At 48.6% G+C, this 25,390-nt stretch carries 10 protein-coding genes; all 10 read left to right on the top strand.

Translation table 11 applies throughout. The annotated features are described in order from the left end of the window. The first annotated feature begins 377 nt into the window (after positions 1 to 377). The 10 genes from PV783_RS18155 to PV783_RS18200 are packed head-to-tail and all read left to right on the top strand — an operon-like array spanning position 378 to position 25,372. Positions 378 to 4,019 (top strand): SusC/RagA family TonB-linked outer membrane protein, encoded by a 3,642-nt coding sequence (locus PV783_RS18155; protein WP_420989064.1) that lies wholly within the window; start codon positions 378 to 380, stop codon positions 4,017 to 4,019. An 11-nt stretch (positions 4,020 to 4,030) separates the two neighbouring features. Next, entirely contained in the window at positions 4,031 to 5,518 is a 1,488-nt protein-coding gene (locus tag PV783_RS18160) for a RagB/SusD family nutrient uptake outer membrane protein (RefSeq protein WP_420989065.1), read from the top strand. 37 nt (positions 5,519 to 5,555) lie between these two features. Continuing rightward, positions 5,556 to 6,455, top strand: a complete 900-nt coding sequence (locus PV783_RS18165; protein WP_079467651.1) for a zinc-binding metallopeptidase — start codon at positions 5,556 to 5,558, stop codon at positions 6,453 to 6,455. A 33-nt stretch (positions 6,456 to 6,488) separates the two neighbouring features. Further along, positions 6,489 to 7,790, top strand: a complete 1,302-nt coding sequence (locus PV783_RS18170) for a DUF4302 domain-containing protein (RefSeq protein ID WP_363440392.1) — start codon at positions 6,489 to 6,491, stop codon at positions 7,788 to 7,790. A gap of 31 nt (positions 7,791 to 7,821) precedes the next feature. Next, positions 7,822 to 16,743 (top strand): right-handed parallel beta-helix repeat-containing protein, encoded by an 8,922-nt coding sequence (locus tag PV783_RS18175; protein ID WP_420989066.1) that lies wholly within the window; start codon positions 7,822 to 7,824, stop codon positions 16,741 to 16,743. A gap of 10 nt (positions 16,744 to 16,753) precedes the next feature. Next, complete coding sequence (locus PV783_RS18180) at positions 16,754 to 17,110, top strand: T9SS type A sorting domain-containing protein (RefSeq protein WP_111580479.1); 357 nt, start codon at positions 16,754 to 16,756, stop codon at positions 17,108 to 17,110. Between the two features lie 27 nt (positions 17,111 to 17,137). Next, on the top strand, positions 17,138 to 21,247 hold the full coding sequence (locus tag PV783_RS18185; protein WP_420989067.1) for a PKD domain-containing protein: 4,110 nt from the start codon (positions 17,138 to 17,140) through the stop codon (positions 21,245 to 21,247). Between the two features lie 31 nt (positions 21,248 to 21,278). Then, positions 21,279 to 22,283, top strand: coding sequence for a PorP/SprF family type IX secretion system membrane protein (locus PV783_RS18190; protein WP_420989068.1), 1,005 nt, complete (start codon positions 21,279 to 21,281; stop codon positions 22,281 to 22,283). Between the two features lie 26 nt (positions 22,284 to 22,309). Then, entirely contained in the window at positions 22,310 to 24,307 is a 1,998-nt protein-coding gene (locus PV783_RS18195; protein WP_420989069.1) for an OmpA family protein, read from the top strand. Between the two features lie 33 nt (positions 24,308 to 24,340). Continuing rightward, on the top strand, positions 24,341 to 25,372 hold the full coding sequence (locus PV783_RS18200) for a PorP/SprF family type IX secretion system membrane protein (protein WP_079467644.1): 1,032 nt from the start codon (positions 24,341 to 24,343) through the stop codon (positions 25,370 to 25,372). Positions 25,373 to 25,390 lie beyond the last annotated feature (18 nt).

The following is a 25,390-nucleotide window of genomic DNA, read 5'->3' on the forward strand; positions in this document are numbered from 1 at the left end:
TATATATTCAAAATGAGAAACTGCTATCAACAAAGCTGAACCAAAATTTAAGAAGGAGAAAGATTAAAGTCTGGTATACTATCCTGGTGGCCTTTAGCCTGAAAGAACTTCATGCTGGTTAGTTAACTAAGTGATCACAAAAATTGATCACAGGGCTGCCTATTGCCAATACTTACCGTAAATAAACCGTAGAACTATTTTCAACCAAACTAAACAGTACATGATACAAGTAATACCCTTACCGCCCGGCTAACATATTGCCATGATATAGTTGAGTAAAAAATACCCTGCTTATGCAGAAGGCCCTCTATTGCCCGGTTTTGTCCAAAAACCGGAACGGGGAACCTATGGCCCAAAGAAACCAATAAAAAACAATTATGTTCAGAAGAAAACTATCATTCATCTATTGCTTACTGCTCCTGCTGGCAGTGACGCAAGCCCATGCCGGCAACGGTTTGCAGGACGCACTCGATAAAAAAATTACGATCGAATTAAAGAATGTCATTTTAAAAGATGCACTGGAAAAGATAGGAAGCCTCGCAGAAGTATCCTTTGTATACGTAGGCAATGAAGCACTGGATGTTAATAAGGTAAGCGTGAATGCTCACAACGAAAAAGTAGGCGACCTCCTTAATAAACTACTTACTCCTTACTCGCTTTCCTATAGTGTGATGTACGACCGCGTAGTGATTAAACACGACAGTGGCAAGAAACTGAATCCACTAGCGGTAACGAATACACTGCTAAAGATCAATGTTCCTATTACAGATGTAAAAGGAGTGGTGACCAATGAAAAGAAAGAACTCTTGCCCGGCGTAAGCATCGTTATCAAAGGTACCTCGCGCGGGGTCACCACCAACGATAAAGGCGTATTTGAACTGAAGAAGATCGCCAACGATGCTATCCTTGTATTTAATTTTACCGGGTATAAAACAGAAGAAATCAGCGTTGCAGAATTCAGAAGCGGCGCACTTACCATCGTACTGAAAGAAAAACCTACCCGTCTCCAGGAAGTAGTAGTAACCGGTTTCCAGAGCATCGATAAAACAAAATTCTCCGGCGCCGCTACCAGGCTGAAAGGAGAAGATGTGAGAATTGATGGCATGACAGACGTAAGCCGCATGCTGGAAGGAAAAGTAGCCGGCGTTGCCATTCAGAACGTATCCGGTACCTTCGGCACCGCCCCCAAAGTACGCATCCGCGGCGCTACCTCTATTAATGGCGACAACAAGCCATTATGGGTGGTAGACGGTGTGGTACTGGAAGACGTGGTAAATATCTCCAATGATCAGCTCTCCAGCGGTGATCCCACCACCTTGCTGGGTTCCGCAGTAGCCGGCCTCAACTCCAACGATATCGAAAGCTTCGACATCCTGAAAGATGCCGCAGCAGCGGCGTTATATGGCGCCCGCGCCATGAACGGGGTAGTGGTGATCACCACTAAAAAAGGCCGTGCAGGCAAGCCCGTTATTAACTACAGCGGCAACTTCAGCACACAGCTGAAACCAAACTACAACAACTTTAATATCATGAACTCCGGCCAGCAAATGTCGGTACTGGCAGAACTGGAAAGAAAAGGTATCCTCAACTCCGATATCCTTTCCCGTGGAGATATCGGCGTATTCGGTAAATTATATGAAAAACTGGATGCAGACGGAAACGGCAACTTCCCGGTAGAAAACGATCCCGAACACAGAAAAGAATTTTTGCTGCGCTATGCCAAAGCCAACACCGACTGGTTTGGACTGCTCTTCCGCAACAACTTTGTACAGGAACATTCCCTCAGCATTTCTTCCGGTACAGATAAATCTCAATCCTATTTCTCTACCAGCTTTTATAGCGATAACGGCTGGACCCTCGCGGATAAAGTAACCCGCTACACACTGAATTATCGTAACACCTATAAACTCTCCGACAGGTTATCCGCCGGATTCTCTTCACTGGCCTCTGTGCGCCGTCAGAAAGCGCCCGGCGCCCTCACCCGCAGCAGTAACCCTGTAGAAGGACAATACGACCGCGATTTCGATATTAACCCATTCAGCTACTCGCTGAATACAAGCCGCACACTTACTGCCTATGATCAAAATGGACAATTGGAATACTTCAGAAGAAACTATGCTCCCTTCAATATCATCAACGAACTCGAAAATAATTACCTCGATCTGAACATGATGGATCTGCGCCTGCAGGGCGATCTGTCTTTTAAACTCACCAAAAACATCCGCTACGAATTTACCGGTGCTATCAGGTATGTAAAATCTTCCCGTGAACACCAGATCACAGAGAACGCCAACATGGCCAACGCTTACCGCGCCGCCGGGAACGCTACCATCGCAGAAAGGAACAAATTCCTTTACCGCGATCCGGAAAATCCCGACGCACAACCAGTAATAGTATTGCCCGCCGGCGGCTTCTATAACCGCACGGAAGACCAGCTGCTGAACTACGATTTCCGTAATGGCCTCAACTACTCCGACACCTTCGCGCAGAAACATAATATCAACGTACTGGTAGGTCAGCAGGTAAAGTATGCCGATCGCCAGAACGCTTCCAATACCGGCTACGGTTACCAGTATGAAAATGGTGGCGCCACTTTCACCGACTACCGCATCCTGAAACAAACCATTGAAAGCAATTTCCCTTACTTCGGCATGAGCAGGGACTATGATCGCTTCGCGGCTTTCTATGCTACCGGCACCTATGCCTATAACAACAAGTATAACTTTACGGCTACCGGCCGCTACGACGGTTCCAACCGTCTCGGACAATCCCGTAAGGCAAGATGGCTGCCCACCTGGAGCGTGGCCGGTTCCTGGAATATAGACCGGGAGTCTTTCGCCGCTAACATCCGTCAGCTGGACTATCTCACGCTGCGCGCCAGCTACGGCTTAACCGCGAGCATGGGCCCTGCTACCAATTCAAACATCGTATACCAAACCGTTAATACCAACAGGCCACATCTCACAGAAGTAGAGTCGGTGATCCGCCTGTCGCACCTGCAGAATGATGAACTCACCTGGGAGAAATTATACACCACTAACATCGGCGTCGATGGCGGGCTTTTCAACGGCCGCCTCAATTTTAGTATAGATGCTTACACACGCAAAAGCTTTGACCTGATCAGCCGCATCAAAACTTCGGGCATCGGCGGGGAAATGTTTAAAGCCGCCAACTATGCGGATATGGATTCAAGGGGAGTGGAAGTCATGATAGGCGGCGATGTGATCCGTAGTAAAGACTGGGGCTGGAAATCCAATGTTACGCTCGGATACAGCGTAAACAAAATTACCAACGCAAAAAATATTCCCGGCATCTTCGACCTGGTGGTAGCAGAAGGTGGTAACACCGAAGGTTACCCGGTACATAGTCTTTTCTCGCTGCAATACACTGGTCTTGATCCTAAATCAGGCTCCCCATCCTTTATTAACCAGGATGGCGTTATCAGCGGCGATGTGAACCTGCAATCATTAAATACAGCTCACCTGGTATACGAAGGCCCGGTTGATCCACCGGTTACCGGCGGGTTTTCCAATACATTCCGCTATAAAGCTTTATCACTGAACATATTTTTTACCTACCAGTTTGGCAACAAGATCCGCTTGTATCCTGCCTTTAAAACTTCATATTCAGACCTCGATGCCATGCCCAAAGAGTTTTATGACCGCTGGGTAATGCCGGGAGATGAAAGTAAAACCGGTGTTCCTTCTATGCTGGATGCTTTTGAACAGATCCTGCTGAGAGGCGCCCACCCCTACAATAATTATAACTACTCCACCGAAAGAGTGGCAAAAGGAGATTTTATCCGCCTGAAAACAGTTTCGCTTACCTACCAGCTGCCGGGTGAACTTATCAAACGTGCAGGAATAAGCAATGTAGCAGTAAGTGCCGCCGCCATTAATCCCTGGCTGATTTATGCAGATAAAAAACTGCAGGGCCAGGACCCCGAGTTTTTCAACGCTGGTGGTGTGGCACAGCCTATCCAGAAACAATTCACTTTTTCATTAAAAGTAGGTATTTAAAAAGAAGAGCTATGTCAATCTACTATATAACCTCTGCGAATAAACGAAAAATAAAGCCTGTCATTATAGGAGCGTTTGCACTGATGACCATCGTAACCGCCGGCTGTAAAAAATACCTGGAACAGGTACCGGACAGCACCTGGACGGACCTCAGTTCACCGGTAAAAGTAAGCAAGCTGCTGGGGTCCGCTTATCCGCAGGCCAGCTACATCACCATGTGCGAAGCCATGTCGGACAATGTGGGCGACAAAGGAGTAGGAGAGTACTACCGGCCTAACGGTGACGCCTACCTGTTTAATGACATTCAATGGATAGAGGAAGACTCTCCCGAAGCTTACTGGAGGGCCTGTTATACTGCAATTGCCGCCGCCAACCAGGCGCTGGAAGCTTGTGGAAAAGCTGCTGATCCTGCCGCTTACACACGTCAGCGGGGGGAAGCGCTGCTGGCCAGGGCCTATGCCCACTTTATGCTGGTAAACATTTTTGCCAAAACCTACGATGCCACTACCGCTGCAAATGATCCGGGTATACCATACGTAACCGTGCCGGAAACAGTAGTAATGAAACAGTACGAGCGTAAAACAGTGGCATACGTGTATGACATGGTGGAAAAGGACCTGCTTTCCGGATTGCCGCTGATCAGCGACGATGCCTACAGCGTACCCCGTTTTCATTTTAACCGCAGCGCTGCATATGCCTTCGCCACCAGGTTCTACCTGTATAAAAAAGATTACCCGAAAGTAGTAGCCTATGCCGACAATACTTTTTCAAACAATGATGTTGCCTCCAACATGCGCCTGTGGAATACCACTTATGGCAGCATGTCGCCGGCGCAGATCTTTGACATTTATGCCAATGCCAATGAAAAAGCCAACCTGCTGATCGTGGAAGCGCCTTCCCTGTGGGGGCGCAATGCAGGCCGGCTCCGGTATGATCTCGACTTCCAGCATGAAGCGCTTATTCTTGGCCGGAATGTTACCGGCGGCGTTTGGTCGTACCCGTTATACTACTACGGCTCACAGGATTATTTTGTGCCAAAGCTCTCCGAGTATTTTGTGAAGAACTCCGTGAATGCCACCATTGGCCAGCCCTATGTAATGACGCCCTTGTTCACTACGGAAGAAGTATTGTTTAACCGAGCAGAAGCCAATGTATATCTCAATAACACCAGCGCCGTATTGAAAGATCTCAACCTGTTTGCCAGTAAACGTATCCGGAATTACAACGCCTCGGAACATAATATTTCCCTGGCGGCAATGCAGAGCTTTTATGGTATCAGCGATGTGAAAACCGTTTGTATCCGTACCATCCTCGATTTCAAACGCGCGGAATATGTACAGGAAGGTCAGCGTTGGTTTGATCTGCAACGATATAAAATGCCCGTGGTACACACCACCCGCGAAGGGAAGGTACTGGAGTTAAAGGCCGATGATAACCGCCGCCTGTTCCAGATCCCGGCTTCCGCCACTACTTCAGGAATAGCATTGAATCCAAGATAATAACACAGCGATAGTACCAAAATTAATACATACACAAATGAAAGCATTCTTACTCATCATCCCCCTGTGCTTGCTGATGGCCTGCAGCAAGAAAGATGACCTGGGCAATGTGGAAGATATTCCCGGCCTCGGCGGAGATACCTGGGCCGCTTCTCCATTGGATAAATGGCTGCACGATAGCCTTACCGTGCCTTTTAATATTGCCGTAAAGTATAAATGGGACCAGTTCGAATTTGAACTGAACAAAACATTGGTACCTCCCAAAGAAGAAAAAATAATCCCGGTGATGTCGGCCATTCAGAAAGTATGGATGGACACCTACATCGCGGAAGCAGGCGCGCTCTTCTTTAAAAGATACTGCCCCAAGTATTTTATTCTCTCCGGCAGCGCCAGCTGGAACGAAAACGGTACCATCACCCTGGGTACCGCAGAAGGCGGCCGCAAGGTAGTGCTGTACCTGGTAAATGACTTCCTCACCAAGTCGATGGAAGGCTATAAACCCTCCGATTCCGCCAATGTGAAACAGATGTTCCATGTAATAGAACATGAGTTTGGCCACATCCTGCATCAAACAGTGATGTACCCGGTAGAATTCAAACGGATCTGCGCTGGTTTTTACACCGGCAACTGGAACAACATCTCCGATATGAATGCCCGCCGCGATGGCTTTGTAACACCTTACGCGATGTCGGCCTTTGACGAAGACTTTGTAGAGATGGTATCTACCATGCTGGTAGAAGGAAAGCAAGGCTTTGATGACATCGTAAACAGTATCCCGGAAGGAACCAGCATCAACGGCGTTACCAAAGCAGAAGCACAGTCGAGGCTGCGGCAGAAGGAAGCAATGGTAGTCAGCTATTTTCTCACGGTATGGCATATCAACTTTTACAGCCTTCAAACCCGTACCAGGAAAGAAATTAATCAGTTACTCTATTAAAACAAAAGACTCCGAAGGAGTAAAAATAATAGTATGAGAAATAATCTGATCTGTTTATTCTTCATCATCACCGGGATGTTTGCCTGTAAAAAGGAAACAGACCCTTTGTTTGATAAATCACCGGACGAACGTATCAATGATACATTGGCCCGTTACCAGCAGGTGCTTACAACCGCGCCTTATGGCTGGAAAGCGTTCGTATATCCCGCGGGCGTTCCGGGCAGTGTATTTGGTTTTTATTTTAGTTTTTCGGATGCTAACCGTGTGCAGATGTATTCTGACTTTGATGCCGCCAGCACCGGAACAATGCGCGAAAGCAGCTGGCGCCTGAAAGCATTGCAGCAACCCTGCCTGCTGTTTGATACCTACTCTTATCTGCATGTGCTTTCCGATCCGGATGCCGGTCAGAATGGCGGGCAATACGGCCAGGGCCTGGGTTCCGATTTTGAATTCGCTATTAACGGCGCTGTGGGCGATACCGTTTGGCTGACCGGCCGTTTCCATGGCAGTAAAGCCATATTGGTGAAGGCCACGCAACAGGATAAGGATAATTATCTCCAGCACCGGATCAACCGCTCTATCGACAGTATCAGCGCTATACTTACCTATTTTCATAAGTTAACGATAGGCACCAGCCGCTATGATATCAGCATCAATCCATACCTGCACCGGGTAAATTTTACCTGGATCGCCAATGGTAAAGTACAGCAGGCAACTACCGGTTACGTATACACGCCGGGCGGTATTTCTTTAATGCCGGCGTTTACTGACAGTACCATCACTATCAGCAGCTTCGACCAGGTGAAGTGGGAAAACGGCGCTATTACTTTTACGGTCAATGGCAAAGCCGCCGCCATCAGTGAAACGGTAACGCCGTTGGCAATTGATGCCGCGGCGCCCAGGAGATGGTACCAACACGCATTACAGAATGAAAGCTACTGGGCTACCTACTATGGCTTTCATGTAAACGGAAAGGATGATGCCTGCGGTATCACCGGTCTGCCGGCCTATGCCTTCCTTACTTACTATCCCCAGATAGATGGTCCCGGTACTTCGCTGGATTTACTTGGCTTTGTTGTAAGGCGGGAAACCGGCGGGAATGTAATCTCCTACGGACCAGGGTACGACGCACCCACCTTTACCCAGGATGGCAGGATCATTTTTAATGATAACGGCTTGTATGGCAGTTTACCCGCCGACAGAACCGCTATCAATAAAACGAGATCGCTGATGGCCGATCCGGCGGGATTCTACCTGGTACAAACCAGTTCCCTTACCTACGACATGGTAAATGCCCGCGATGGTAAATCATGGATCAACTGGCAGGGATTCTAAATGCATTCAACCAAAATTCAAATAACCTCATATGAGAAATTGTACTGTTCATTATCTATATAAAACAACATTACTTGTAGGAGTATTGCTGATGCTGGCGTTCCGGCTATCGGCACAAACGGATATCAGCATTGGTCAAAGTACTTCCGGTAACACCAACACGGGATATCCGTGCCCGTTACAGGATTACTATGAAGGCACCAGGACGCAATACCTGTACCGCGCTTCAGAACTGCATGCCGCAGGGATGAATGCCGGTGTTATCAGCGGGCTGAAATACAAGGTGCTCAATCTCAATGGTACAGACACTATTGAGCAGTATACCATTAAAATTGGTACTACCACCGATACCTCGCTGGACAACAGCACCTGGGTGCCCATCACCAACCAGGTGTTTGGTCCGGTTAATTACCTTCCGCAAACCGGCACCAATGTTTTTCCCTTTGTCTCCGGCTTTTTCTGGAATGGTACAGATAACATTGTAGTGGAAATATGTAACGGCGCACCTGATTCAGATACCCGCCTTACCTACACCAACAACCCGGAAGTACCTTATACAACAGGGCTTCCCTTTGATGCTTCACATACTTACCGCTCCGACGGATTGAATTATCTATGTGGTACCACTAACACCGATAATACCGGTTCTATGACCACCCGTCCGGATGTGATCTTTTCCTGGACGCCGGCCGTAGCCTGCACCGGTACACCCACCGCAGGAACGGCTACTGCCAACTCATCAACCGTTTGTATGAACGGGCAGGTGATTATAACATTGTCCGGCACCACCGTCGCTTCAGGTATTAAGTATCAATGGCAGAAGTCCACTGATAATACTACCTGGACCAACATGCCCAACGATACTACCAACCGGCTTGTAACCACACAGCCGGCCACCAGCTACTACCGCTGTAATGTAACCTGTGTCACTTCCAATACCACTGTTACCTCCAACGCTGTAACAGTCACTTCTCCGCTGCCGGTGTCAGGCGTCTTTAATATTAATAAGGCCCTGCCCACCGGTGGTAATAACTTTGCCTCCTTTAATGATGCATACAACTTTATTAAGTGTGGTATCAATAACGCGGTAGTATTTAACGTAGCTCCAGGCAGCGGCCCGTATACTGAACAGCTGCTGATCACACCTGTGCCGGGCGCTTCTGCTACCAATACCATTACCTTTAACGGTAACGGCAACACGCTTACCTTTGCAGGCACCTCCTCAGCACCGGCAGTGATCCGCTTGTCGGACGCCGACTATTTTACCTTTAATAACCTGGTAATTAAAACCAGCGGTACCAGCAACGGATGGGGTGTACACCTCACCAGCGATGCAGATTACAACACCATCAAAAACTGTACGTTCCTGCTGGATTCTACTGCCAGTACTAGCAGTAACGCAGGTATCGTCATCAGCAGCTCGCTCACTTCGGCGACTACTACCGGAGAGGCGAAATGCGATTTTAATACCTTCTCTGATAATACTATCAATGGTGGCTACTATGGAATTGCGTTAACCGGCAGCAATACCTTTGCAAACGGTAATAATAAAGTTACCGGCAATAAGATCAGCAATTTCTATAACTACGGTATCTATGTAACCGGTTCCTTTAATACGCTGATAGAAAATAATACGATCAGCCGGCCGGCGCGTACCGGTGTAGGTACGTTCTATGGCATCTATTTTACAAATCTCAGTACAAAGGCAAACGTTACCCGTAATATCATCAGCAATCCCTTTGGTGGCGCTCCCAACAGCACCAGTGCAGCTTATGGTATTTACTTCAGCAGTACCGATGCACTCGCGCAGCTGGAAAACGTGGTAAGCAATAACCTGATGTATAATTATACTGGTAAGGGAGATGCTTATGGTATTTACAATTCAGGGTCCGACAACGTTTGGTATTACCATAATACTATTGCGCTGGATGGAAGCTCTACTACAGGTACTACCTATACTGCCCGCGGCTTTTATCAAACATCCAAAGCCGATGGTATAGAGTTTTTAAATAACCTCATTGCTGTAACACGTGGTGGTGGCGGAAGTAAGTACTGTATTTACTTTGGCGCTACCAACGGTACTATTCATGCCAACAGGAATGATTACTACCTGGCCGCCAGCGGCGGTACCAGCAATGTAGGCTACTTTGGCGCTAATAACGCGGCACTCCTCGACTGGCAAACCGCTTCTTTACAGGACAGCAACTCAGTAAGTTCCAATCCGCTGTTTGTATCTGTCACTACCGGTAATTATCAGCCAGCGAATGCTTCTATCGATAATAAAGGTTTACCGGTAAATATTACGGTAGATATTAATAATGCAGTAAGAAGCGCCTCCACACCAGATATCGGTGCATATGAGTTTACACCCGGTCCCTGCATTAACCCGCCGCTGGCAGGTAATGCGCAGGTAAGCCCATCGGTGATTTGTGTAAACAGGAAAGTGGCTTTGTCACTCACCGATAATTCTATCGGGCTCGGACAAACCTACCAGTGGCAAAGATCAGCCACCGCTACGGGCACATACACCAACATCGGTAATGTGCTTACCAACCCGGATACAGTTATCACCGCGGTTACAACATCCTATTACCGTGTAGCCGTTACATGTAGTGGTAATACGGCTTACTCGCAGCCAATACTGCTTACAGTAAACCAGGCATTCCCCGGCGGAGGTTATACCATCAATAAAAACGCACCGGCCAGCACTACTAACTTTATCAGCTTCAACGCTGCCAAAGCGGCTATGGAATGCGGTATACAAGGTCCTGTGGTAATGAATGTGGTAGCCGGCTCCGGTCCTTACCTGGAACAGCTGATCCTGGATTCTATCGCAGGCACCTCTGCTATTAACACCATCACCTTTAACGGTAACGGCAATACGATAAAGTTTGCGCCTTCCGATAATAATGAAAGGGCGGTGATAAAACTGCGTGGCGCCGATCATATTACGTTCGACAGCCTCACTATAGATGCTACCAGCGACGATTATGGCTATGGTGTACAGATGCTCAATAATGCAGACAGCAACACCATCCGCCGTTGTAACATCATCATCGATCAAACCGGTACCTATAATGAATTTGCCGGTATCGTGATCAACGGCAGCGAATCCAGTCCCACCACCGGTACCGGTAACGACTGTGATGGTAACGTCATCACAAAAAATACCATTACCGGCGGATACAATGGAGTGCTCATCTATGGCGCTACTGCTTCTGTTCCTACCCGCAATACCATTAGCTACAACGTCATAAAAGAGTTTTATGAAACAGGTATTACGGTAAGCTATACCACCAACACCCTGATAGATCATAATGATATTTCCAGGCCGGGCCGTGACAATAACAGCTACTCCGTGTATGGTATCAGCGTTGATAACAAAGCGGCAGATGTGGTGATAAGCAACAACCGTATCCACAACCTGCTGGGTGGCGCACCAAATAGCACCTCCACTGTTTACGGTATGGAGTTCTCCTATGCAGATGCAACTGCTACCAATCCGGCGAAAGTTTTCAATAACGTGATCTATGATTTCCGTGGTCAGGGTACGCAGTACGGCCTTTCCAACTACAGCGCCGACTATGTATACTACTATCACAACACGGTTGCGCTGAATGATCTTAAGAATACCTCTTCCAACGGAACTACCGGTTTCTATCAGTCAGGTACTGCTACCGGTATCCAGTTCTTTGATAATATTCTTGATGTCAGCAGATCCGGTAAAGGAAACAGAACCGGTTTAAGCATCGGCACCAGCACCGCGCTTACTTCCAATTACAATGATATTTATGTAAAAAGCAATTTCAATACGGCTTATATAGGTGGTAACTATCCTACGCTGGCTGCATGGACAGCCGCTACCAAACTGGATAGCAACTCCTTGTCCATACAGCCTGTGTTTGCAGATCCTGTTGCAGGTAACTATGCCACCGTTATTTCTCCGTTGGATAATACCGGTAAGCCGGTAGGCATTACCACGGATATCCTCGGTGTAACCAGGAGCACTACCAAACCGGATATGGGTGCTTACGAAGTGAGTGTTCCCAATTGCAGCAAACCAGTGGTACCGGGTACTTCAACCGTATTCCCGCTTACACCGGTGTGTATGGGTACCGATATCAAACTGGACCTTACCGGCAACAGCACGGGTGGTACACAAACCTACCAGTGGCAACGTTCTGCTACTGCTACAGGTCCGTGGGTAATTGCCAGCGATTCACAATATGTGAGTGTATTTAATACTACCATCGGGGTAGAAAACTACTACCGCTGCTTAATTATATGCGGAGGCACGGACAGTGCTTATTCTACTGTAGTAAAGGCTAACCTGAACCCGCCACTGCTGGCAGGTACTTATACCATCAATCCAGCGGCGCCTAGCAGTCTTACTAACTTCCAGTCGTTCAGCAGTGCTGTATCCAAACTGGAATGCGGTATAGCCGGTCCCGTTACTTTCCTCGCAAAGGCAGGCACCTATACAGAGCAGATCACCATGCATCATATCCCTGGTGCTTCTGCAGTAAACAGGGTAACCTTCCGGAGTGAAACAAACAGCGCTGCTGCGGTAACGCTTACCTACGCCGGTACATCTGCCTTGAATTATGTGTTGCAGCTGGACAGTGTGGATTACGTTACCTGGAGGGCTATCACTATTAAACCGGCTGGTACCACCAACGCAAGAGCAGTGGTATACGCCAAAGAATCTTCGTACGACAGCATCGTTAATTGCGCTATTCCTTTGCCGGTTAGCACCAGCACCGGTACTACTGTAAGTGGTGTGTACGCCGACGAATGTATCGGTATTGGCAACGTGATCACCGGTAATACCATCACCAACGGATCGAATGGCGTTTACTGGGAAGGCAGTTACGGCGCTATTGCACGCGGACTTACACTGGATAGCAATATTATAGAGAAACCGTATTCAAACGGTTTGTATGTAGAGTATGCCGACAGCCTCATGATCCGGCGCAACCAGGTGAACCTCAGCGGCAATATGGCAGCTGATGCCTATGGTATCTATACAGATAACACCAACGGGTACACGATTTCTGGGAATAAAGTTAAGGTGACCAACACCACCGATGATGTTCACGGAATATACCTCTACTATGCTACTTCCGATGCCGGTGTGAAAGGCATTGTATCCGGAAACCGCATTACAGCAAGAGGAAACATTACCGGGGAAGTCCGCGCACTGGAACTTTACCAGGCAGACGGCGCCACCGTTTCCAACAACGTGATCAGCGTGAAAGCCAATGGAGTGAATGCCTATGGTATCTATAGCGCAAGCAGTTCCAACCTCAACTACTATAATAACTCGGTACTGAACAGCTCCACTGCCACCGGCGATAACTATGCCGCGTACTTCAATCATACCGCATCTTACTATGGTAATGTTAAAGTGAAGAATAACATTTTTGCTTCAGACACCAGTGGTATCGCCATGTATATCGCTAACCCGCTGTACATGAAGAGCGATTATAATACCCTGTATACAAAAGGCACGGTGCTGGTTAAGCAGCAGACGCCTGCGGGCAGCTATGCTACACTGCATGACTATATCGCCGCAGATACGCTGGATATAAATTCTATTGTATACAAACCAGCATTCGCAGATGATAGCACGCTGCAACCTGCCATTGCGCTTCCCGATGTATGGGCTATTCATGGCCGTGGTGTGCAGATAGAAGGTAACGATAAGGACATCAACGGCGCCGCCAGGGCAGTTAAGCTCACAGAAGGCGTACCGGATATGGGCGCTTACGAATTCCTGCCTACTGCTGTACCACCGGCACTCCCGGCATTCCCGGCCACACCGGCTCCGGGCGTTACGCAAACATTTATGTTTGGTACGGATACGGTAACAAAAATTACCTGGAACCCTGGCACAGCTATACCTAACAATATCGCTGTAAGACGCTACTCCGGTATCAGGCCGCCAAATCTGGCTACCGGCAGGGACTTTATGTATTTCTATACCGATGTGGATGTAACACCGGCTAATGGCCAGTATAACTTCAACATCGATCAGTTCTATATCGATCCGTGGCAGGGTTATATCAGGCGCCAGAAGGATATCCGGATGGGCCGCACCGATAGCGCCAACGCATGGATCGTAGATTCGCTGAGCCACGTATATGATATCCCGAATGTAATCAGGGATAGCTCGGTACACTTCCTGGATAAATTTACCGGTCTTAATGGCGGTACGGTTACTTCACAATTGCTGCAGCCGGCCGACAGTTCCAACCGTGGTACCCGTTTCTGGGTGGGTTATGGCCATCACCAGTTCTTCTCCGGGGATAACTCGCAGAACATGGTGCTGTATCTCAATGCACAGGATTCTTCTAACGTAACAGTACGTATTAATGGTACCAGCTGGGAAAGAGTGTATCACATTCCTGCCAATAAAACCATCACTACCGAAATAATACCAAAGAGTGGACTGAGCGATGCCCGCCTGATAGAAGAGGGATTATCCGATAAAGGTATCAGCATAGAAAGTGATGTGCCCATTGTTGCCTACGCACATATTTATGGCAGTGCCTCTTCCGGCGCCACCATGCTGCTGCCGGTAGGTACCTATGGCTATGAATATGCTACGCTCTCGTCCAGGCAGAATTACAGCACAGACACCTATTCCTGGTTCTATGTAATAGCGGACTATGATAATACAAAAGTGGAAATCACACCTTCAGTGCCTACGCTGGCAGGTAAACCTGCCAATACAACGTTTACGGTTACACTGAATAAAGGTGAAGTGTACCAGGTACTGGGCGCCATGATGCCAGGCGGTGGCAGCGAAGGCTACGACTTGTCCGGCAGTCATGTGAGATCAGTGATCAATGAAGATGGAAAATGCTACCCGATGGCGGTGTTCTCCGGCAGCAGCCGTACCGGCATTGGCTGCGGCATCGAAACCGGCGGTTCAGGCGATAACCTGATCCAGCAGAACTTCCCGTCGCAGGCATGGGGCAGAAAGTATCTCACAGCACCTACTTCCTCCAGCGGCTCGGCCAGTTCGTTCATGACCAACATCTACCGTGTGCTGGTGAAAGACCCTGCCACTGTAGTGAAAATAAACGGCGCCACTTTAACAGGCCTGATCAACAACCGGTTCTACCAGTTTGAAAGCGGCACGGCTGATAATATTGAAGCCAACCAGCCTATCATGGTAGCCCAGTATATGTCCTCCAGCGGAAGCTGCCCTAACACCAGCGGCAACGGGGATCCGGAAATGATTTACCTGAGCCCGGTAGAACAGGGTATTAAAAGGGTAGGACTGTACCGCAATACACGGGAGGCTATCACTGTCAACTATCTTACCCTCATTATACCTACGGGAGGTGTATCCTCCCTGCAGATCGACGGTAGCGCTACTTTCGATCATACCTATCCGCATCCTAACGCTGCCGGATATACGGTAGTGGTGAAACGCTGGCCGGCCGCTCCGGCACAGTGTACCGTAACCAGCGACTCTGCCTTTACGGCCGTAACCTACGGCCTCGGTAGTGTGGAAAGCTATGGTTACAACGCCGGTACCCTGGTGAAAAATCTGAACATCCTGCCTTCATTCAACAACGTAATGAATAACAGTGGTCAGAACAACACCTACACCTGCGCCAAAACACCATTCCGTTTCTCCATGCTCATACCGGTGAAACCAACGGCGATCACCTGGAAATTCAGCCAGGTAGCCAGCCTTGCGCCTAAAACCGATATCGTGCAGAACAACCCGGTACCAGTGGATTCTTTGATCAGCAACGACCGGAAATACTATCGCTTTACCGTACCGGCTGATTACATCTTCAGCAAACCAGGTTTGTATGAAGTGCCTATCCTGATTTCACATCCGGATATAGAAAGCTGCAGCAACAGTTTTGAAAGCATCCTGCAGATAAAAGTAATCCCTGCGCCGGTGGTTGATTTCAGCGTTGACTATACCGGATGCCTGAACGATGGCGCCCTGTTCAAAGGCACTGCCACTACCAGCAACGGTGTGGGTATCAGCACCTGGAAATGGAGTTTTGCCGATTCTACCGTGTCGTCTGCAAAAGATACCCTGAAGTACTTCAGATACCCGGGCGTGAAAGAAGTGAAACTGAGCATTGTGGCAGCAGAAGGTTGCGTAGGCGATACTACCAAAGAAGTAGAAGTGTATGCGCCGGCGGTGGCTCAACTCGTGAAAGATTCTATGACCGTATGTAACGGCACGGATGTTACCTTGTCTGCAAAGAATCCTGAACCCGGCGTATTGTACAACTGGTACGATGCCCCAACAGGCGGTAACCTGCTGCATACCGGCAACGACTACACGATTAACAACATTGCCGCCGACGGTAATTATTACCTGGAAACACTCACACACGGATGTCCCGGACTGGCGCGCGCCAAAGCCATTATACATGTATTGCCGGTTCTGGAAACACCGGTGGTAACGGTCGACAGCGTAGGCGTAAACATGATCCGCTTTAAATGGAAGGCAGTTGCCAATGCCACCGGCTACGAAGTATCTCTGGATGGCGGTACCAGCTGGACATTGCCAACATCCGGCAGGGAAGGACTGGTGCATATCGTCAACGGATTACAACCGGTACAGACCGTGAAACTGATTGTGCGTGCGAAAGGTTGCGAAGACAAAGCATCGCTGCCGGCAGAAGGTAAAACCTTACCTGATGGCATCTATATCCCGAATACGTTCACACCTAACAACGATGGCAGAAACGACGTACTGCTGGTATATGGTTACATCATCAAACAGCTGCACATCACCATTTTTGACCAGTGGGGCGAAAAAGTATTCGAATCCAATAACCAGTCTGTAGGCTGGGATGGCAACTACAAAGGAAAGGCACTGCCTTCCGGCGTATACATCTATGTATGTCATCTTACCCTTACAGATGGAAGTAAAACAGAGAAGAAAGGAGTTATTAACCTGATCCGCTAAAAACAGTTATATGAAAAAAGTAAGCATAGAGAAGTTGTTACTGTTAGTCATTGGGTGTTGGATGTTGCATTGGCCTTGTGCCAATGCAACTATCCGGCCCATGCGCCAGGATATCGACAGCCTTTTAATGTTGCAGCGATCTGTGAAGGTGTATCCGAACCCGGTTATTTCTTCCCTCACTATACAATCGCGTAAATCCATTCAACAGCTGGTACTCTACGCGATGGATGGCAAAACCATCAAGCGTGTAGCCGTTACCGGTAAAAACAACCAACTGGATGTGCAGGATATCCAACGGGGAGCTTATATGCTGAATACCATTTTTGCAGATGGTACAACGACGTCGAAGATGATCATCAAACAATAATCATTTCAATATGAAAAATTGAAGAAGATGTCAACCAAACTAATATACATAAAGCGACTTTGCCTTGCCGTATCCCTGACCCTGTTTCAGTTCGTAGCCAATGTTGCATACGCCCAGAATCTTTCCAATAAAGGGAAAGATTTCTGGGTGGGCTACGGACACCATCAGTTCATGGAAATGGGGCAAAGCAATAGCCAGGAAATGATCCTGTACCTGAGTGCAGAGCAACCTGCCACAGTTACAGTGAGCATTACCGGCACCACCTGGACGCGCACGTATAGCATCCCGGCCAATACCGTTATTGCTTCTGACCTGATCCCCAAATCGGGTGCTATAGATGCACGACTGTATTCCCTGCCGCCATCTTTTGGCGGTACCGGCGGTGAAGGTGTTTTTACGGGCAAGTCTATTCACATACAAAGTAACGTGCCCATTGTTGCCTATGCGCATATTTATGGTAGCGCTTCTTCGGGTGCTACGATGCTGATGCCGGAAGAAACGTGGGGCTATTCCTACATCTCTGTAAACAGTATGCAGAACTACGCAGATGACTGTTTTTCCTGGATGTTCGTAATAGCAAATCAGAATAATACGGTAGTGGAAATCACGCCTTCGGTATTAACCCGCAACGGCCGGCCTGCCGGCGTACCGTTTACGGTTACACTAAACCGGGGGGATATTTACCAGCTGGTAGGCGCCTCGCTGGGTGGTGGTGCAGGCCGGCAGCTGACCGGTACTACCATTAAATCGATCGGTAACCCAATGGGACAGTGTTATCCTGTGGCTGTATATTCCGGCAGCAGCCGTACGGCCATCACCTGCAATAACACCGGCAGCAGTGGCGATAATAATATCCAGCAGATTTTCCCGTTCCAGGCATGGGGTAAACGTTATCTCACCGCGCCCACGTCTGAAGATGATATGCCGTCTACTCTCCAGTATAATATTTATAAGGTAGTGGTGAAAGATCCTGCTACCATTGTAAAAAGAAATGGTGTTATCCTCACCGGTCTGATCGCCAATTCCTACTACGAGTTTGTTAGCAATACCGCCGATTATATAGAATCCGATAAACCGGTACTGGTGGCGCAGTTTATGTCATCGTCCGGTGCCTGTGGCAACAATGGCGGATTAGGTGATCCGGAAATGGTGTACCTGAGTCCTATTGAACAGGCCATTAAACGGATTGGTTTTTACCGGAACGACCGTGAGTTTATAGAAACCAACTATCTCACCATGATCATTCCTACAGCCGGCGTTACCTCGCTCAGGATTGACGGCAGCCCGTTGTTCGACTTCTCGTACCCGCACCCTAACCTCAACGGTTATACGGTGGTGATCAAAAGATGGCCGGCCGCACCTGCACAATGTATTGTGAGCAGCGACTCGGCTTTCACCGCGGTTACCTATGGCCTGGGCAGCGTGGAAAGTTATGGTTACAACGCAGGTACACTGATCAATAACCTCAATGCTGTAGGCTCTATTCACAACAGTTATGATACCTCTAAAACGTCGAATGATTTTACCTGTACCAATACGCCCGTGCAATTATCCATTTTAATGGCGTACAAGCCTACAAAAATGGTATGGCGGCTCAGCACACTCGGCACCGCCATTACGCCAAATGCAGATGTAACAGTCAACGCACCGGTAAGCACCGGTACGGTACTGATCAACGGGATCACTTATTATAAATACTCTTTACCCGGTACTTACCAGTTCAGCGCCATAGGAGAGTACGATGTGCCGGTGATGTCCACACATCCGAGCATTGAAAACTGTAACAACACAGAGAAGGTGGGATTCACGGTACCCGTGAAAGGAAAGCCGCGTGCAGTAATGACCTACACCTATACCGGGTGTACACTGGATACTGTTTATTTTAAGGGAGATACAAGCCTGAAGGATCCGCTGATCGATCGCTGGCAGTGGGAGTTCCCGGGAGCGGTAAAAGACAGTGGCATACAGGTAGGAAAAGTATTTCCTGTAGGCAATGCTGCCGTAAAGTTAACGGTAATTTCAAGGGATGGCTGTGTGGGAGATACTTCCTTCCAGGTGGCTGCAGTGGCTAAGCCGGTAGCGTCATTTACTACAGATGCCGCGGCATTATGCGAAGGAGGGGTGTTGAAGATTACTGATAACGCTACCTATGGAGGTACAGCGCCTTTAAAGTCGTGGTACTGGAACTTTGGTAATGATTCTGTACTGAACGCCACTACCGGTGCCGTACAAACGATTACTTACAAAGACCATAACACCTACACCATAAAACACGTGGTGAAAGTAAGCAACCTCTGTGTGAGCGACACCGTTTCAAAAACGGTTACGGCTTACGCCAAACCCAATCCGCTCTTCGCTTATCCCGGCGATTGCCTCCCGGTAGGCGGCCTGGTACAGTTTACCAGCGGCGCAGTAGTGCCTGATGCGCAAACCATCAGTACACATGCCTGGAACTTCGGGGATGCCTACGCAACAACTGCGAATCCGAATACCTCCGTAGCGAAAGATCCCACGCACGCCTATACGAAGTTTGGTACCTACTCCATTAAGTATAGTGTAACTACCGATAAGGGCTGTACGAAAGATACTACGGTAACGGCTACTTTTAAACTGAAACCACAACTGGCCTATGCTGCCCTGACTGGCGTTTGCGTAAACACGCCCGGTACCATAGCAGTAGGCAAAGCCACTATACAAAATGGCGTGGCCGGTAAAGGCTACTATCGTGGCCCGGCTACGGACTCCACAGGTAACTTCACACCTGCCACCGCAGGCGCCGGTACGCATACCATCTGGTATGTGTTTACCACCGACAGCGGCTGTACCGATTCTATTTCCACTACGCTGGTAGTATATCCTAAACCTGCAGCTGCATTCACTGCTACGGCAGGTTTGTGCCTGGGGCAGAGTGCCGTTTTCACGGACCAGTCTACCATCTCCGCCGGAAACATTACCAACTGGAAATGGGACCTGGCCAATGGTACATTGAGAAACAACACCAATAACAATCCGTTTACCATCACTTACCTGAAAGACAGCGTTTACCTCGTGAAGCTGGTGGCAGTGAGTGATCATAATTGCATCAGCGATACCGCCAAAGCCATAGTGGCCGTGCATGAGCTGCCTAAAGCAGATTTCACGTTGCCTGCCAAAGTATGTATGCCGGATGGAACCGCTGCGTTTACCAATCTCACTACAGCAAAAGATAAGTCGGGTCTTTCATATCAGTGGAGTTTCGGCGATGGTGGTACAGGCTCCACAGCAAAAGATCCTACCTGGCAATACAAAGCCTTTGGACCGTTTAATGTGAAACTGGTGGCTACTACTGCTTATGGTTGTAAAGATTCGTCGGCTAAAACATTAAGTGCCTTCTTTGGTCAGCCGGTGGCGTCCTTTAAAGTAACGCCGGATACCCTTTGCCAGGGCGCTGATAATGTATTTGCCGATCAGAGTACAGATCCTACCGGAGCCATTAATAAATGGGAGTGGAGCTTTGGTGATGGCACCACTTCTACTGAACAGCATCCGGTAAAAAAATATACCGCACCTGGTGAATACAGTGTGCAGTTGCAGGTAGCAAATCAGTCGGGTTGCGGATCTTCTGCCTATAGCAGTAAGGTGATCGTATACCTCCAGCCGGTGATAGATGCCGGACCATCCTTTGTTGTGCCACAGGGTACTGTTGTGAGCTTCAGGCCTGTGGCCAACGATTCGGTGAATCTCACTTTCGCCTGGGACCCAGCAGCCGACTTCCCCGATCCTACGGTGTTGTCGCCGGTAATTCCCGCTATGCATGATGCCACTTACACACTTACTGCCATTGGCAAGTACGGTTGTATGGCACGTGACGCCATGACGGTGAAAGTGCTGAAGCCCGTTGCGCCGCCAAATGCTTTCTCTCCAAACGGAGATGGTGTGAATGATACCTGGATCATCAGCAACCTGTCTGATTATGCAGAAAGCACCGTGGAAGTATTTAACCGCTATGGACAAAGGATATACCGCTCCACCGGTTATAGTGTACCGTGGGACGGCCGGTTTAAGGGCAACCAGCTGCCACTGGCCACTTACTATTATGTAATTAAGCTCAGGGCAGGTATGGCGCCTATCACGGGCTATGTAACTATTATCAGGTAAAGTAAATCATTCACATAAAATTGTATTGTAAATGAGAACGATCATTGCAACCTTATTCATCTTTGCTGCCACTGTATGCTCCGGTACCCGGTTAATGGCGCAAACCGATCCCCATTTTTCCCAGTACTACGTATATCCGTCCTGGTTAAACCCTGCGCTTACCGGCGTATTTGACGGCGACTACCGCGTGGCGGCAATTTACCGTACCCAGTGGGGGAATATCAGCCCGTTTAAAACATATGGCGTAAGCGGGGAAATACCCACCGCAAAAAATATTAATATAGGCGCCAGCGTATTAAACCAAACTGCCGGCGATGGCGGCTACAATTATACCACCGCCTACGTAAGCGCGGCCTACACCGGTGTGAAACTGGATGCTTCCCATTATCACCAGTTAAACTTTGGCTTGCAGCTCGGCTTTATCCAGCGCAGGTTTGACCCTTCCAAACTCACCTATGGTGAGCAGTGGAATCCTGTTACGGGATACAACCCCGGCAACCCGGTATCGGATGTACTTACCCGCAACTCGGCAGCCTCCTTTGATGCGGGCGCAGGCGCTTTGTATTATGACGCTACCCCCGGGAAGAACTTTAATATCTATGGCGGCATATCCGTTATGCATCTCACAAAACCACAGGACCAGTTCAGCGCCAAAGGAGATGCCCGTTTCCCGATGCGCTTTAATGTACATGGTGGTGTGAAATTAACGTTGTCGGAAATACTCAGCATTACGCCCAACTTCCTGTTTATGCAACAGGGGCCTGCACAGGAAAAAATGATTGGCGCCTATGGCCAGTTGAATGCCGCCGCGGGAACGGATTTCCTGCTGGGCGTGAACTACCGGTATAAAGATGCCGTGACTACACACGCGGGATTCATCTATAAAAACATGATGCTTGGCGCCAGCTATGATATCAATACCTCCGATCTCAGCAAAATGGCGCATGGCTCCAACAGCTTTGAAATATCCCTTACGTTCATTGGTCGCAGATCGGTAAGAACACCGGATGTAGAATTTGTTTGTCCACGATTGTAATCAACTTTTAAAAGCAACAGGATCTCATGAAAAAAATATTATTTACTTCCGCATTGCTGTTATCCGGTATGATGTCGTTCGCACAGTTTACCTATAACTACCTCAAAGCGGCAGATCAGTACTACAGTAAAGAAGACTACAATTCAGCGGCTACCTATTATGAAAAGTACCTGGGCTCCCGCACCAAAACGGTGAAGCCGGATACTTACAAACCGTATGCCGCCGTGTCTGTGGTAAAAAATAAAACAGTAAAGGTGAGCAGTGAACAACAGGCGGTGTATAAGCTGGCAGAGAGTTACCGGAATCTTCATAACTACGGTAAGGCGGCGCCTTATTATGAATCCGTGATGGAACTGGATAAAACCAGTTTCCCGCTGGCGTCTTATTACTATGCGGTATCCCTGCGCGCATTGGCTAAGTATGAAGAGGCCACGCAGGCATTTAAAAATTTCCTCGACGGCTATACCGCTAATGATAAATTCACGGAAGCGGCTAAACGCGAATTGCAGAACCTGGAATTTATTACGGCGCAGCTGAATAAAAAAGATCTGTCGGAGTACAGCGTAAAGAAGGCGCCTCCTGCGTTAAATACCACCGGCGCCAGCTATGCGCCTTTGTGGAGCAACGGCAGCACCCTCATCTTTACCTCTACGAGGCCGGATAGTTCTTTTCAAAAAAATCATACCTATATCAACCGCCTGTATACCGCCAGCTATGAAGCCGGGCAGGTATCCGGTATCCGCCTGTTAAAGCTGGATCAACCGGAAGGACTGCACCAGGGCGCTGCGTGTTTGTCGCCCAACGGGGAGTTGTTATTCCTTACCCGCTGGCATATTGATCATGGTAAGAAAGTGTCGGCCATATATGTGTCGCGTAAAAACGGTGATAACTGGAGCGATCCGGTAGTGATGGATGCGCTGGTGAATTCGGCAGGTAATAATACCCAGCAACCGTATTTACTGGAAGATGGTAAAACATTGTTGTACGCCAGCGACAGGGCCGATGGCTACGGTGGTTTCGACTTATGGTATGCCACCATTGATGAATCGGGGAAACCCTTGCAAACAGCTAACCTGGGAGAAGTGATCAACACCGCCGGCAATGAACAGGCGCCATTTTATCATGCTGCTACCAAAACGCTGATCTTCTCTGCGGACAACCGCGTAGGCATGGGCGGGTACGACTTTTTCTCCAGCAAAGGAAATATAGGCACGTGGAAAGCGCCGGTGAACATGGGTTACCCGGTGAACTCTGTGAAAGATGATATTTATTTTACCAGCAGAAGCAATAATAAAAACCTGCTGGATGAAGTGCTGCTGGGTACCGACCGCGCTGCAGAATGCTGCCTGGAGCTGTTCTTTGTACATAAAAACCGTCCGCCGAAGCAATTAAGCGGTATCGTGGTATCCTGCGATAATAATACGCCGCTGGCTGGTGCAGCCATTAACGTAATAGATACCATCAGCAATAAAGTGGTATACACGCACACCACCGCCGCCGATGGTAGCTATGCTTTTACCGTGGAAGATTTTTTACCATTAAAAGCCATTGCTAACGCAGACGGATATACGACAAATACGCAGGAGATAACCGTTCCGTTGAACGAAGACACCGCCGGTATGACGGTGCCGGTATTATGCCTGACGAAGCTGGTTACGCCGGAAGCGCCGGTAGTGCTGGAAAACGTGTATTACGATTTCAACAAGGCAACGTTACAGGAAGGTTCATTCCCTTCACTGGATAAACTCGCGGAACTGCTCACCGCCAATCCGGATATGCACATAGAGCTGAGTGCGCACACGGATAGCAAAGGTAAGCCCGCCTTTAACCAGCGCTTGTCGGAAGCCCGTGCAAAAACCTGCGTGGAATATCTTGTAAGCAAAGGTATTGACCGCTCCAGGCTTACTTATATAGGCTATGGCGATACGCAGCCGGTAGCGTCCAATACCCTGGAAGATGGTAGTGATAATCCGGAAGGAAGGCAGAAGAACAGGAGAACGGCATTTACCATCATTAAAAAGTAACAGCCCGGCTGTTTAACCCAAAATCACTGATCCATGAAAAACATTGTGCTCACAGGTTTGCTTGTTTTGCTCGTGCATGTTACCCATGCACAGCAACAGCCACATTACACGCAGTATATCATGAATCCTTTCATCATCAACCCGGCATTGGCGGGTATTGAAAACTACTGGGACCTGCGCTTCAGTCACCGGCATCAGTGGGTAGGTATGAAAGGTGCACCGGTAACCACGTATATGACCCTGCAGGGGCCTTTGCGTAAATCGGATTACAGTACCGCGTCGCCCACAGGCTTTGATCCGGAAGGGAGTAATCCCCGCGGAAAAGCCTACTGGCAGGACTATACCACGCCGCCTCCGCATCCGGGTGTGGGACTCACTGTGCTGAACGACAAAACCGGTCCGCTTAACCGATTTTCCATTAGCGGCGCCTATGCGCATCACATCAATCTTTCTCCCAGAACCAGCGTCAGCGCAGGTATTGGTATCGGTATGCAACAGGTGAGTCTGGATGCCAGCAGGGTGGAATTCTTTGATCCTTCCGATCCTGTACTTGGCACCAGTACCGGTATACTGAATAAATGGAAGCCGGAAGTAAATGCAGGACTGTGGCTGTACTCGGCAGATTATTTCGCCGGCTTATCCGTCCAGAATATTATCCCGCAGCAAATCGGGTTTGATAATGGCAAAGTAGTAGGCGACTCTGTTTACAGCGGCAAACTGGTGCCACATTTATTCTTTACTACCGGCTACCGGTTATGGATAAACGACGATCTGAATGTGATGCCGTCGGTGATGCTGAAAATGATTACCGCCATGCCGTTCAGTGTAGATGTCAACGCCAGGTTCATGTACCGCGACCGCCTCTGGCTGGGCGCTTCCTACCGGATCAACGACGGGGTGGCGGCTATGTTTGGGGTAAACATCAGCTCACAGTTTAACATCGGTTACTCTTACGACTATACGTCGTCTTCCCTGAACACAGTGAGCAGGGGCACTCATGAAATCATGATCGGTTTCCTGCTGGGTAACAAGTATGGAGATACCTGTCCCCGTAACGTATGGTAGCGGCTATCAATTTTTTCA

Source organism: Chitinophaga sp. CC14, assembly GCF_048957795.1.
Classification (GTDB): Bacteria; Bacteroidota; Bacteroidia; order Chitinophagales; family Chitinophagaceae; genus Chitinophaga; species Chitinophaga ginsengisegetis.